The organism is Allobosea sp. P5_A5 (assembly GCF_056400625.1).
Genome location: NZ_JBFUKY010000007.1, coordinates 1 through 13323, shown reverse-complemented (window position 1 = coordinate 13323; position 13323 = coordinate 1). Strand labels below are relative to the sequence as shown.

Annotated in this window: 8 protein-coding genes and 1 pseudogene; 5 read left to right on the top strand and 4 right to left on the bottom strand. The window is 65.2% G+C overall.

Going from position 1 to position 13323, the window contains the following annotated elements; all coding sequences use genetic code 11:
- Positions 1 to 152: 152 nt before the first annotated feature.
- The 3 genes from AC1DR6_RS14685 (at position 153) to ribB (ending at position 6867) form a co-directional block, all read left to right on the top strand.
- Positions 153 to 4175: a Pls/PosA family non-ribosomal peptide synthetase gene (locus AC1DR6_RS14685; RefSeq protein ID WP_476829988.1), complete on the top strand. Its 4023-nt coding sequence runs from the start codon at positions 153 to 155 to the stop codon at positions 4173 to 4175.
- A gap of 73 nt (positions 4176 to 4248) precedes the next feature.
- The gene (aroC, locus tag AC1DR6_RS14680) at positions 4249 to 5367 is read left to right on the top strand and encodes a chorismate synthase (protein ID WP_476829987.1); all 1119 of its coding nucleotides are present in this window, start codon (positions 4249 to 4251) and stop codon (positions 5365 to 5367) included.
- A gap of 219 nt (positions 5368 to 5586) precedes the next feature.
- Entirely contained in the window at positions 5587 to 6867 is a 1281-nt protein-coding gene (gene ribB / locus AC1DR6_RS14675; protein WP_476829986.1) for a 3,4-dihydroxy-2-butanone-4-phosphate synthase, read from the top strand.
- 6 nt (positions 6868 to 6873) lie between these two features.
- On the opposite strand, the gene AC1DR6_RS14670 is transcribed toward ribB, so the two are convergent.
- Positions 6874 to 7803, bottom strand: coding sequence for a histone deacetylase family protein (locus AC1DR6_RS14670; RefSeq protein ID WP_476829985.1), 930 nt, complete (start codon positions 7801 to 7803; stop codon positions 6874 to 6876).
- Positions 7804 to 8032: 229 nt separating this feature from the next.
- On the opposite strand from AC1DR6_RS14670, the gene AC1DR6_RS14665 reads away from it, so the two are divergent.
- Complete coding sequence (locus AC1DR6_RS14665; RefSeq protein ID WP_476829984.1) at positions 8033 to 8629, top strand: L,D-transpeptidase; 597 nt, start codon at positions 8033 to 8035, stop codon at positions 8627 to 8629.
- A gap of 596 nt (positions 8630 to 9225) precedes the next feature.
- On the opposite strand, the gene AC1DR6_RS14660 is transcribed toward AC1DR6_RS14665, so the two are convergent.
- A complete protein-coding gene (locus AC1DR6_RS14660) occupies positions 9226 to 10605 on the bottom strand; it encodes an aspartate aminotransferase family protein (protein WP_476829983.1) in 1380 nt (459 codons plus the stop codon).
- 158 nt (positions 10606 to 10763) lie between these two features.
- Complete coding sequence (locus AC1DR6_RS14655) at positions 10764 to 11165, bottom strand: MarR family winged helix-turn-helix transcriptional regulator (RefSeq protein ID WP_476830217.1); 402 nt, start codon at positions 11163 to 11165, stop codon at positions 10764 to 10766.
- Between the two features lie 199 nt (positions 11166 to 11364).
- Here AC1DR6_RS14655 and AC1DR6_RS14650 point away from each other — a divergent pair, with 199 nt between their 5' ends.
- A complete protein-coding gene (locus tag AC1DR6_RS14650) occupies positions 11365 to 12993 on the top strand; it encodes a long-chain-fatty-acid--CoA ligase (protein WP_476829982.1) in 1629 nt (542 codons plus the stop codon).
- A gap of 85 nt (positions 12994 to 13078) precedes the next feature.
- On the opposite strand, the pseudogene AC1DR6_RS14645 reads toward AC1DR6_RS14650, so the two are convergent.
- A pseudogene (locus tag AC1DR6_RS14645) lies at positions 13079 to 13323 on the bottom strand (hypothetical protein); the annotation flags it as partial.

Sequence of the window (13323 nt, the reverse complement as noted above, 5' to 3'; positions counted from 1 at the left end):
GAGACGGTGCGCTGTTAAAGGGGCTCCGCCCCGACGGCGATGATGCCGCTTGCGTTTCATGGTTTCTTTTAAGGTGCGTGGTAGGAACAGCTTCCTCCGGCCGACGGTTGTTGGCGAGGAGTAAGCAGGCTCTGGAAGCGCAGCGGGGCGCGATGAACGATATGACGAAGCTGGCGGCAGCGGCTGATGCGGCCGTCGCCCATCCTCTCGGCATGCTGGCGGGCGAGAAGCGCCCGGAGCTGGTTCGCGACGAGGTCCTTTCCGAGATTTTCGCGGCGACGGTCGCAGCGCGGCCCGACCATACCGCGCTGATCGCACCGGGACGTTCGCTGAGCTATGCCGAAATCTGGGCGGAGGCCGGTCGCCAGGCGCGCGGCCTGCAGCTTGCCGGCGCCGGCCCCGGCGACATGGTCGGGCTTTGGATGCCGCGCGGCATCGACCTCCTGATCGCCCAGATCGCGATCACGCGCGCAGGCGCCGCCTGGGTGCCCTTCGACGCCGAGGCACCGGTCGAGCGGATCGCGACCTGCCTGAACGATGCGACCGCCAAGGGCATCGTCACCGCTCCCGGATGGACTTTCCGCGCCGAGGCAACCGAGCGCAAGGTCTGGACGCCGGAGGCGTTGTCTGCCGCGGCGGATGGCTCTGAACCGGCCGCACGTGCGGCGGGGCTGACCAAGGATCACCCGGCTTATCTGATCTACACCTCGGGCTCGACGGGCGTGCCCAAGGCGATCGTCATCAGCCATCGCAACATCTGTCACTTCCTTCGCTCGGGGAACGCGTTCTACGGCATCGGGCCCGACGATGTTGTGTTTCAGGGTGCTTCAGTGGCGTTCGACCTCTCGATGGAGGAGATCTGGACGCCCTATCTCGTCGGCGCGACGCTGTTCGTCGCCTCGCCCGAGATGATGGGCGATGCCGAGAAGCTGCCCGTGATCCTGAGCGAAGCCGGCGTCACCGTCATCGATACGGTGCCGACGCTGCTCGGCATCCTGCCCGCCGACGTGCCTTCGCTGAGGCTGATCCTGCTCGGCGGCGAGGCTTTGCCGCCGGCCATCGTGCAGAAATGGTCGCGGCCCGGACGGCGCATTCTCAACACCTATGGCCCGACCGAGGCCACGGTGGTGGCGACGGCGGCGGAAGTCGTGCCCGGCGAAGTCGTGACGATCGGTAAGCCGATCGCGAATTATACCGCTTATGTGGTCGGAGAGGACCTGCGGCTGGTGCAGCCGGGCGAACAGGGCGAATTGCTGATCGGCGGGCCCGGCGTCGCCAAGGGCTATCACGGCCGGCCGGAACTGACGGCCGAGAAGTTCATCGCCAATCCGTTCGCCAGCGTGGCCGGAGGCGACGATCCCATCCTCTACCGTTCGGGCGATGCCGTCAGCCTCGATGCCAACGGCAATATCGTTTTCCATGGCCGCATCGACGACCAGATCAAGATCCGCGGCTTCCGCGTCGAGCTTGGCGAGATCGAATCGAAGCTCGCCGACGAGCCCGGAGTCGCGCAGGCGGCGGTCGTGCTGCGCACCGATGACGGCATCGAGCGGCTGGTGGCCTTCGTGGTGCCTGAGCCCGGTGTCGGTGTCGACGGGCCGGCGCTGCGGGCGGCGCTGCGCGAGAAGCTGCCGCCCTATATGGTGCCGGCGCATTTCGAGGCTGCAGGCTCGCTGCCGCGCATGGTCTCCGGCAAGGTCGATCGGAAAATGCTGAAGGCGGCGCCGCTGACGGCGCCGAGCTCGGATGGCGAGCAGGAACCGCCGCGCAATGCTGCGGAGGCCGTGCTGCTGGAAGCTGCCAAGCGGGTTCTGGGTGCTTCGAGCTTGCCGCTGGAGGCCGACTTCTTCCTCGACCTTGGCGGGCACTCGCTGCTTGCTGCGCGTTTCATCTCGATCGTGCGCGAGACGCCGGCCTATGCCGGCATCACGTTGCAGGACGTCTATGGTGCGCGCACCTTGCGGGCAATGGCTGCCGTGCTTGAAGAGCGCGGCGCCGCCGACGTCGAAGATCTGTCCTTCACGCCGCCGCCCTTCATGCGCCGCTTCCTGTGCGGTCTGGCGCAGGCGGCCGTGCTGCCGGTGATCATCGGGCTGTCGACGGCGCAGTGGCTCGGCGTCTTCGTGACCTACATGATCATGTCCGGCGAGGACCTCTCGCTGATGGGTCAGATCGGCGCTTTGCTCGGCGTCTATGTGCTGATCATCATCGCAACGGCGATCATCGCCATCGCGCTGAAATGGATCGTGCTCGGAAAGACGAAGCCGGGCGTCTATCCGCTCTGGGGCGTCTATTATTTCCGCTGGTGGTTCGCGGCCCGCATCGCCGGGCTGGTGCACATCAAGTGGCTGCAAGGCACGCCGGTGATGCGCTTCTACTGGCGCCTGCTCGGCGCCAAGATCGGCCGCGACGTGATCATCTCGGATTATGAAGCCGGCGCGATCGATCTGATCGAGATCGGCGACGGGTCGAGCTTCGGCAGCAAGACCACCTTCGCCAATGGCGAGGCCATCGGCGACAAGCTGATCATCGGCCGGATCACCATCGGCAAGGACGTTTCGGCCGGCGCCTCGGTCGTGTTCGGTCACGGTTCGGTCATCGGCGACCATGCCGAAATCGGTGATCTGACCTCGATCGCGCCTCATACCCATATCGGCGAGGCGGAAAGCTGGGACGGTTCTCCCGGCCGCAAGGTGGGCACGGTCGATCTCGCGACGCTGCCGGCGCAGGCCCAGGCGTCGCCGGTGCGACGCGCGCTGCTGACAGCGTTTTACGTGCTGATGCTGATCGTGCTGCCGCCTGTCAGCCTGCTGCCGATCTTCCCCGCCTTCTGGCTTTTCGACAAGATCGACAACTGGATCGCGACCTGGACCGACATCAGCTATCTCTGGTTCCTGCCGATCCTGACCTGGCCGACCGCGATCGGTCTCATCGCTTTCACCGTCGTGCTGATGGCGGCTCTGCGCTGGATCATCCTGCCGCGCGTGACCACCGGCACCTATTCGATCCATTCGAGTTTTTACGCGCGCAAATGGACGGTGGCGCTGGCAACAGAGGTGACGCTGGAAACGCTCTCCTCGCTGTTTGCAACCATCTACATGCGGGCCTGGTACCGCCTGATGGGCGCGCGGATCGGACGTGGCGCCGAAATCTCGACCAATCTCTCGGGCCGCTACGACGTGACCGGGATCGGTGCCGGCAACTTCATCGCCGACGAGGTGGTGTTCGGCGACGAGGAAATGCGCCGTGGCTATATGCGGCTTGACCAGACGCGGACCGGCGAGCAGGTCTTCGTCGGCAATGATGCGGTCGTGCCTCCAGGCTCGATCATCCCCGACCGTGTCCTGATCGGCATCAAGTCGAAGCCGCCGGCCAACGACCGGATGCAGCCGGGCGATACCTGGTTCGGCTCGCCGCCGATCAAGCTGCCGACGCGGCAGAAGGTCGATCTCGGTGCGGACTGGACCTACAAGCCCTCGATGATGAAGCAGGTCGGGCGCGGCCTGTTCGAGGCGCTGCACACCTCCTTCCCCTCGATGCTGTTCATCACCTTCGGCACCATCGCCGTCGATCTCGTGCTGCAGCAGCGCATCAACGAAGGGGATTGGCTCGGTCTGGTCGTCTCCTTCATGGGCGTGGCGATGGTGATCGCGCTGGTGCAAGCGCTGATCTGCGCGGCCGTTAAGTGGTTGATGATGGGCGTCTACAAGCCCGTGATGAAGCCGATGTGGTCGTGGTGGGCGATGCGCACCGAGGCCGTTGCGGTGATGTATTGGGGCCTGGGCGGCAAGGTGCTGTTCGACTATCTGCGCGGCACGCCGTTCCTGCCCTGGTTCCTGATGCTGTTCGGCGCGAAATACGGCAAGGGCGTCTGGCTGGACTCGACCGATATCACCGAGTTCGACTGCATCCGCGTCGGCGATTTCTGCACCATCAATGCCCATTCGGCGCTGCAGACCCATCTCTACGAGGACCGCGTGATGAAGACGGGGCGCGTGCGGCTCGGCAAGGGTGTCTGCGTCGGCGCGGGTGCGACCGTGCTCTACGACACACATGTCGGCGACTATGCCCATGTCGGGCAGCTCACGGTGATCATGAAGGGCGAAAACCTGCCGGCGCATACGCGCTGGGAGGGCGCGCCGGCGGTACCTGCGAAGGCGGTGTTGGCTCACTGAACCGGAGCCGGCGGGTTTGACCGCCGGTCCCGCCACGGACTAAGTGCCTGCACGGATTTTCGTGCAGGCGTCCATGTCCCATAACAGTTTCGGCCACCTCTTCCGCGTCACTACCTTCGGCGAGAGCCACGGGCCCGCGATCGGCTGCGTCGTCGACGGTTGCCCGCCGCTGATCCCGCTGAACGAGGCCGATATTCAGGGCGATCTGGATCGGCGCCGGCCCGGTCAGTCGCGCTTCACCACGCAACGGCAGGAGCCCGACCAGATTCGTATCGTTTCGGGCGTCTTCGCCCGCGAGAGCGATGGCGAGCAGGTCACGACCGGCACCTCGATTGGCCTGATGATCGACAATGTCGACCAGCGCTCGAAGGACTATTCCGAGATCAAGGACAAATACCGGCCCGGGCACGCCGACTACACCTACGACGTCAAATACGGCATCCGAGATTATCGCGGCGGCGGGCGCTCCTCGGCGCGCGAGACGGCGATGCGGGTCGCGGCCGGCGCCATCGCGCGCAAGGTCGTGCCGGGGATGATCGTGCGTGGCGCGCTGGTGCAGATGGGACCGCACAAGATCGACCGCGCCAATTGGGATTGGGACGAGATCGGCAACAATCCGTTCTTTTGCCCCGACGCCAAGGCCGCGGCCCTGTTCGAAACCTATCTCGACGGCATCCGCAAATCCGGCTCGTCGATCGGCGCGGTGCTGGAGATCGTGGTGGAAGGCGCTCCGGCGGGGTTGGGCGCGCCGATCTACGGCAAGCTCGACGCCGAGATCGCAGCGGCGCTGATGAGCATCAATGCAGTCAAGGGCGTCGAGATCGGAGATGGCTTCGGCGCTGCGGAATTGTCCGGCGAAGACAATGCCGACGAGATGCGTGCCGGCAATGATGGCCGCCCGCTGTTCCTGTCCAACCATGCCGGCGGCATCCTCGGCGGTATTTCGACCGGGCAGCCGATCGTGGCGCGCTTCGCGGTGAAGCCGACCTCCTCGATCCTCGCCACGAGAGCGACCGTGACGCGGACGGGAGGCGAGGCGGAGATGTTCACCAAGGGGCGACACGACCCCTGCGTCGGTATCCGGGCTGTGCCTGTCGGCGAGGCGATGGTCGCCTGTGTGTTGGCGGATCATTATCTGCGCCATCGCGGGCAGGTCGGCGTGATCGAGCCGCGCTGGCCGTTTCAGGAGTGACGTCAGGCGCCATCCACGGAAGCAGCCTTCATTGCGAGCGTAGCGAAGCAATCCAGGGCGGCTGGGTGAAGCGCTCCAGCCCTGTCCTCCTGGATTGCTTTGTCGCTTCGCGTCTCGCAATGACGGGTAGCGCTAACGAGATCGGCATGCATTTCAGCAATACTGAAAGTGCATGGGTCGTTCATTGCGGATGAAACTGCGTCGTATTAACTTCGCCGCATGAAGCTCGACGTCTGGCTCCGGCAGAACAACATCGCTCGCAGCACCTTCGCAAAGACGGTAGCATTGTCGCCTGCCAGCGTCACGGCGCTCTGCAACGATCCATCGTCGTGGATCTCCCGCGAAAGCGCCGAGCGCATCGCCTCCGCCACTGGCGGCTCCGTCACTCCCAATGATTTTCTCGGCCTGTCAGGGCCACGCGAGGCCAGCATGACCAACAACGTCACCGAGACCATCGAAGCCTTCGCCCGCGGCGAGATCGTCATCGTCACCGATGACGACGATCGCGAGAACGAGGGCGATCTCATCGTCGCGGCTTCGCTCTGCACGCCGGAGAAGATGGCGTTCATCATCCGCAACACCTGCGGCATCGTCTGCGCGCCGCTGACCCCGGCAGAGGCAAGGCGCCTGCGGCTGGACCCGATGGTGTCTTCCAACGACGCGCCGCTTGGCACGGCCTTCACCATCACGGTCGACGTCAAGCATGGGCTCACCACCGGCATCTCGGCCGAGCAGCGCTGCAACACGGTGCGCGCGCTCGCCAACGGCAATATGGGCGCGACCGATTTCGTGAGGCCGGGCCATGTCTTCCCGCTGATCGCCAAGGAGGGCGGGGTGCTGATGCGGTCGGGCCATACGGAAGCGGCGGTCGATCTGTGCAAGCTTGCCGCGCTGCCGCCGGTCGGCGTCATCTGCGAGCTCGCCAATGACGACGGCACCGTGATGAAGGGGCCGCAGATCACCGCCTTTGCCGCCAAGCACGGGCTGAAGCAGATCACCGTCGCCGATCTCATCGCCTATCGCCAGTCGCGCGAGAAGCTGGTCGAGCGCGTGCACTCCTTCCCGGTCAAGACCGAGTTCGGCGAGATGACTGGCCATGTCTACGTCACGCCCTTCGACGACACGCAGCATTTCGCCTTTGTCATGGGCAAGGTCGGCGACGGCCAGAAGATGCCGGCGCGGTTTCACCGCGCCGATGTCGTGGCCGATGTGCTCGGCGGAGCCGGCACCATCCAGTGCGTGCTGAAGCGCTTCCAGCAGGAGGGGCGAGGCGTTCTGGTCTATCTCCGCGATGGCAGCGCCGGCGTGCCGATCAAGAGCGTGGATGAGGAAGGCTCCGACGCGCTGCGCAACCAGCAGTGGCGCGAGGTCGGCGTCGGCGCGCAAATCCTGCGCGATCTTGGTGTCGGCTCGATCGTGAATCTGGCGTCCTCGGCGCGCTCCTATGTGGGCCTGAGCGGCTTCGGCATCGAGATCGCGGAGACGCAGCCGCTCGCCTGAGCGGCATCAGCCCCCCATCAGGGCGGCGACATGGGCCGTGGTCGAGGTCGTCAGCGCCTGGAGGTCGTAGCCGCCCTCCAGGACGGAGACCACCCTGCCGCCGCAGCAACGATCGGCGATCTCCATCAGCTTCGAGGTCGCCCAGCCGAAATCGGCCTCGCGCAGGTTGATGTCGGCGAGCGGGTCGCGCCAATGCGCGTCGAACCCGGCCGAGATGATGATGAGATCAGGGCGAAAAGCCTCGACGCGCGGCAGGATGGCGAGGTCGAACGCCTCCCGGAATTCATCGGAGCCGCTGCCCGGGCTCAGCGCGACATTGACGATGGTGTCATGCGCGCCACGCTCCGTGGGCGCCCCTGTTCCGGGATAGAGCGGCATCTCGTGGGTCGAGGCATAAAGGATGCTGGCATCGTCACAAACAATGTCCTGCGTGCCGTTGCCATGGTGAACGTCCCAATCGACGATGGCGACACGCTTGGCGCCGTGCATGCGCTGGGCGTGGCGCGCGGCGATGGCGGCCTGGTTGAAAAAGCAGAAGCCCATGGCACGCTCGCGCTCGGCGTGGTGTCCCGGCGGGCGCATCGCGCTGAAGGCATTGCGGGCACGGCCGGTCATGACCTCGTCGACGGCGAGGATCGCCCCGCCGACGCCGCGCAACGCCGCCTCGACGGTACCAGGGGACATCACCGTGTCCGCATCCAGTGAAACGAGACCGTCCGACGGCGCCGCCTTCAGCACTTTGTCGATGTAGGGAGCCGGGTGGCAGAGCGCGACCTGCTCGAGCGTGGCTTGCGGAGCCTCGAGCCGAATCAGCGAAGCGAACGCCTCCGCCTCCAGGGCGCGCTCGACGGCCCTCAAGCGGTCGGGACGTTCCGGATGGCCATCGGGCATGAGGTGGCGCAGGCCAGCGGGATGGGTGATGAAGAGGGTGGTCAAAGGCCTGTCATCCTGCTCGACGGTCGGTGGCAAGGAAAAACGTGGCGTGATTGCCACGGTTCCGCAGCGAAACCGCCCCGAAGGCGGAAGCGGGTTGCGACACCGCCGGTTGCGGCCTACCCCTGCGGCACAGCGTTCTGCCGGCCTTCATGTGGCGTTTCGGCCAGTGCTACGAAGCGTTAACCGTTGATTCACCATAAAGGCTGCCTTCGGGTCGCGGGTGCAAGCTATGAAGAAGACCGTTTTCGTTGCCCTGGCCTTGGCTGCCCTTCTGGGAGCCTGCCAGTACAAGAGCGTCCAGGCTCCGCAGCTCTCGGCCCGCGACGCCGAATATATCGCGCTGGTGCCGAAGTTCGACACCTATCTGCCTTATCTTCCCTACGAAATCTCCGACCCGACCGGCCAGCCTCCTGGGACGATCTATATCGATACCAAGGAGAAGTTCCTCTATCTCGTGCTGCCGAACAAGAAGGCCATTCGCTATGGCGTCGCGACCGGCGACGAGGCCTATGGCTGGACGGGCGAGGCCACGATCCAGCGCAAGGCCGAGTGGCCGCGATGGACGCCGCCGGCCGAGATGGTAAAGCGTTGGCCGCATCTGAAGCCGGTGGCGGGTGGCATGAATGGCGGGCCGGACAATCCGCTCGGCGCCCGCGCGCTTTATCTCTACCAGAACGGCAACGACACCCTCTACCGCATCCACGGCACCAACGAGCCGGAGACGATCGGTCGTGGCGCGTCGTCGGGCTGCATCCGCATGCGGAACATCGACGTGATCGACCTCTACAACCGCGTTCCTGCCGGCGCCCGGGTCATCGTGGTCTGATCCGAGCCGGCCAGGGTTCGATGATGCGAGAGTGATGAGCGGGCGCTGCGAGGCGCCCGTTTTTTACGGGCACCGAGACGTCCCTCATCAGGCCGAGGGCTCGGGAGCAGCGAATAAGGCCGGCGCAAGAAAAAAGGCCGGCGGGAGAAGCTCCACGCCGGCCAGTTATTGGGTCTCGAAAAGGAGGCTACGGTCGTCAAAACCGTGATGAAAGACGGTGAGGCGGGTCATCCTCTCATCCATCATCCGGTCTCAAAACGCGCCGACAATCCACTTGGTTCCCCTCTCGTCCAGCCGATTGGCAGGTGAAGAGGGGACATTTGAAAAGCTTCGACCGCGATCGCGTCGTGAAGCCAGATCGGATTGAAGTTGGGTATGCGCGCAGTGGTGAAATAAAACTCCCGACTGATGTCTCGTGCCGAGGGTCTCGATCCCGGCATCGCTACGGTCGCGCCGGATCGGGACGGCGGCGCGGCACGATCGTGATCAGTTCGTGGCAATGCCGGTTTTTTCGAACGGGTTTTGCCACAATCGCCCGCGAAAAAGCCGGGCGCTGGGCCCGGCTTCGAAGCTCCGATCGGCGCGATGGCGATCGCTCAGGCGGCGAGCAGGCCTTCGCCCTTGGCCCAATCCAACGTCTTGTTCAGCGCGCGCTCGCAGCGGTCGAACATCTCCTCGATCTCAGCCTCGGTGATGATGAGCGGCGGGCAGAATGCGAGGCGGTCGCCCATGGCGCGGGTGATCAGGCCTTCCTGCAAGGCGAAGGCGACGGCCTTGGCGCCGACACCCTTCTTGATCTCGAAGGCGGCCTTGGTCTGCTTGTCGCGGACAAGTTCGACGCCGCCGATCAGGCCGACGCCGCGCGCCTCGCCGACGAGCGGATGTTCGGTGAGTTTCTCGAGGCGCTTCAGGAAGGTCGGGGAAACCTTCTTGACGTGATCGACGATCTTGTCGCGCTGGTAGATCTCCAGCGTCTTGACGGCGATGGCGCAGCCGACCGGGTGCCCCGCATAGGTGTTGCCATGACCGAAGACGCCGATCTTGCGGCTCTGGTCGACCAGCACGTCGTAGATCTTGTCGTTCAGCATCACGGCGCTGAGCGGGAAATAGGCCGAGGTGATCTGCTTGGCGAGCGAGATCGAATCCGCGGCCATGCCATAGGTGGCGGTGCCGAACATCTCGCCCGTGCGGCCGAAGCCGGTGATGACCTCGTCCGAGATGAACAGGATGTCGTATTTGGCGAGGATCGCGTTGACCTTCTCGAAATAGCCGGCCGGCGGGGTGATCGCGCCGCCTGCGCCCATCACCGGCTCGGCGATGAAGGCGGCGACGGTGTCTGGCCCCTCGCGCAGGATCATCTCTTCCAGCTCGGCGGCAAGACGGCTGGAGAAATCCTGCTCGCTCTCGCCGGGCTCCGCGAAGCGGTAGTGATGCGGGCAGGAGGTGTGCAGGATGCCGGGCAGCGGCAGGTCGAAATCGATATGGTTGTTGGGCAGGCCGGTCAGCGAGGCCGAGGCGACCGTGACGCCGTGATAGCCCTTCAGACGAGAGATGATCTTCTTCTTCTGCGGCCGGCCGAGCGCGTTGTTGAGATACCAGACGATCTTGACCTGGGTGTCGTTGGCGTCGGAGCCGGAGGCGCCGTAGAACACCTTCGAGATCGGGACCGGGGCGATTTCCTTCAGTTTCTCGGCCAGCTCGATCGCCGGATCATTGCTGCGGCCGCCGAAGATATGCTGGTAGGGCAGCTTCTTCATCTGCTCGTAGGCGGTCTCGGCCAGCTCCTGGTTGGAGAAGCCCAGCGAGGTGCACCAGAGCCCGGCCATGCCTTCGATGTAGTCCTTGCCGTTCGAATCGGTGACGTAGACGCCCTTGCCGCTCTCGATCACAAGCGGGCCGTTATCCCGATGGGCCGCGAGGTTCGTATAGGGATGGACGAGTGTCTCGATGTCCCTGACGGCCAAATTCGACAGCATGATGGGCTCCCGCTCGCTGTTGAGTATTCTTGCCACCCTACGCCTGACTGGCCGCAAATGTTGAGCAAATTTGGTGGGCTAGACGGCAGAGTGTGCCACTGCATCCGCCTGCGGGCGATGCAAGGTCCGCGCCTGGAGCCGGCTTCCCGGCAGAGGTGTCATCTTGCGTCGATCGCCCGGGCAAGATCGCGCCACGTCAGCACGAGCCGGTCGAGCTCGGCGAGGTCGCCGCTCTCGAGCTTGCCCAGCGTATTCGCGACGAAATCGCGCTGGATGGCGAGCCCGGTTTCCGCGAGGCTTCGCCCTTCCGGCGTCAGATGCATGGCGTAGGAGCGCCGGTCGCCCGCGATGGCGCGACGCTCGACGAGGCCGGCCTGAACCAGTCGATCGACCAGACCGGAGACATTGCCCTTGGTGACGTAAAGGCGTTCGGCCAACTCGCTCTGGCTGATGCCTTCCTGCTCGGTCAGTGTCGAGAGAAGGTCGAATTGCGGGATCGACAAGCCGATGGCGCGAATGCGTGCCGTCATCTGCAGCAGCATGCGCTGGTGCAGCCGCATGACGCGAAACCAGACGCGATCGGGCTCCGAAGCAGCGTGCGGCGCAGGTTTGAGTGCGGACAAGGGATTTCACCGGGGCGAACGACGGATCACAGCTAAACCATTCGCGCGTCGGATGCGAGCCTGCCGAAGGTCTGCTTTCCCTTGGGGTCGGGCCGTCGTTATCCTCCCGGAAAGAACGCGCTCGGGAGGAATGACCATGCTCGGCTTGATGCAGGATTGGCCGCTTCTGCTCCACCGCATCATCGACCATGCCGCCGTTCAGCATGGCACGCGCGGGGTCGTCAGCCGCGCCGTCGAGACCGGAGTTCTGCGGCGGCGCAGCTATGCGGAGATTCGCAGCCGGGCGCTGAAGGCGGCCAAGCGCTTGACGAGAGAGGGCGTGGGCGTCGGCGACCGGGTCGCGACGCTGGCCTGGAACAGCGACCGGCATCTCGAGCTCTGGTATGCGATCAGCGGGATCGGGGCGATCACGCATACCGTCAATCCACGGCTCTTCCCCGAGCAGATCGCGGGCATCGTCAACCACGCCGAGGACCGGCTGCTGTTTCTCGACCTCACCTTCGTCCCGATGGTCGAGGCGTTAGAGGAGAAATTGCCGAGCATCGAGCGCTATATCCTGCTGACCGATGCCGCCCATATGCCGCAGACGACGCTGAAAGGCGCCGTGCCCTATGAGGACTGGCTTGCGGAGGCGGATGATGACTTCGCCTGGGCAAGCCTCGACGAGAACACCGCAGCGGGGCTCTGCTACACCTCCGGCACCACCGGCGGCCCGAAGGGCGTGCTGTACTCGCACCGGTCCAATGTGCTGCATGCGCTGGCCTGCGCCGCGCCGGATTACATGGGCCTGTCGTCGCGCGATACGGTGATGCCGGTCGTGCCGCTCTTCCATGCCAATAGCTGGTCGCTGGCCTATTCGGCGCCGATGAGCGGCGCCAACCTCGTGATGCCCGGCGCGAAGCTGGATGGCGCCTCCCTGCACGAATTGCTGGAAGGGGAGGGGGTGACGATGACAGCGGCGGTGCCGACCGTCTGGCTCGGCCTGCTGGAATATCTGGAAAAGACGGGCGCGGAGCTCTCGACGCTGAAACGGGTGGTGATCGGCGGCTCGGCTTGTCCCCGGGCGATGACGGAAGCCTTCGAGCTCAGATACGGCGTCACCGTCGCCCATGCCTGGGGCATGACGGAGATGAGCCCGCTCGGTTCCTTCTGCTCGATCAAGCCGGGGCAGGCCCATCTGGAAGGCGATGCGCTCTACGATCTCAAGATGAAGCAGGGCCATCCGCCCTTCACCGTCGAATTCAGGCTGACGGACGATGCCGGGCAGGACCTGCCCTGGGACGGCAAGACCTTCGGGCGGCTCAAGGTGCGGGGCCCAGCAGTGTCGGGTGCCTATTACCGGCGCGCGGACGAGGCGATCCTCGACGAGCAGGGCTTCTTCGACACCGGCGATGTCGCGACCATCGATCCTGCCGGCTACATGCAGGTCACAGACCGCTCCAAGGACGTGATCAAGTCCGGCGGCGAATGGATTTCGTCGATCGATCTTGAAAACCTCGCCGTCGGCCATCCCGACGTGGCCGAGGCGGCGGTCATCGGGGTCGCGCATCCGAAATGGGAGGAGCGGCCGCTGCTGGTCATCGTGCCCAAGGACGGGCGCCACCCCGGCAAGGAGGAGATGCTGGCTTTCATGCAGGGCAAGATCGCGAAATGGTGGCTGCCGGACGATGTCGTGCTGGTCGAGGCGATCCCGCATACGGCGACCGGCAAGATCCAAAAGACGGCGCTGCGCGAGATGTTCAAGGACTACCGGCTGCCGGAGTGAGGGCGGACATCGACCGAAACGAAAACGGCGCCCTTTCGGGCGCCGTTTGTTCGAGCGCCGTTTGTTCGAGGATCGACGTCCTGCCTCAGAACTCTTCCCAGCCATCGTCCTGGGCGCGGCCGTTGGCGACCTGTCGGGGAGCGGGCTTGCCGGGGGCTGCGCGGGTCTGGGCGAAGGCGGCTTCGGCGAGCTGGCGCAGGCGCTGCGGTTCGCCGCCGCTGCCATGCGAGGCCGTGGGGGCAGGAGAGCGCGCAGGCTTTGCCGGAACCGGAGCAGCAGCGCGTGGTGCAGGGCGCGGGGCGCTGCGGCTCATGCCGCCGGCTGCGGCAT

What these genes read in the sequence shown, in the direction of transcription:
- AC1DR6_RS14685 (WP_476829988.1), top strand. Translation starts at nt 153, where the DNA reads ATGAACGATATGACGAAGCTGGCGGCAGCGGCTGATGCGGCCGTCGCC.
- aroC (WP_476829987.1), top strand. Translation starts at nt 4,249, where the DNA reads ATGTCCCATAACAGTTTCGGCCACCTCTTCCGCGTCACTACCTTCGGC.
- ribB (WP_476829986.1), top strand. Translation starts at nt 5,587, where the DNA reads ATGAAGCTCGACGTCTGGCTCCGGCAGAACAACATCGCTCGCAGCACC.
- AC1DR6_RS14665 (WP_476829984.1), top strand. Translation starts at nt 8,033, where the DNA reads ATGAAGAAGACCGTTTTCGTTGCCCTGGCCTTGGCTGCCCTTCTGGGA.
- AC1DR6_RS14660 (WP_476829983.1), bottom strand. Translation starts at nt 10,605, where the DNA reads ATGCTGTCGAATTTGGCCGTCAGGGACATCGAGACACTCGTCCATCCC.
- AC1DR6_RS14655 (WP_476830217.1), bottom strand. Translation starts at nt 11,165, where the DNA reads ATGCGGCTGCACCAGCGCATGCTGCTGCAGATGACGGCACGCATTCGC.
- AC1DR6_RS14650 (WP_476829982.1), top strand. Translation starts at nt 11,365, where the DNA reads ATGCTCGGCTTGATGCAGGATTGGCCGCTTCTGCTCCACCGCATCATC.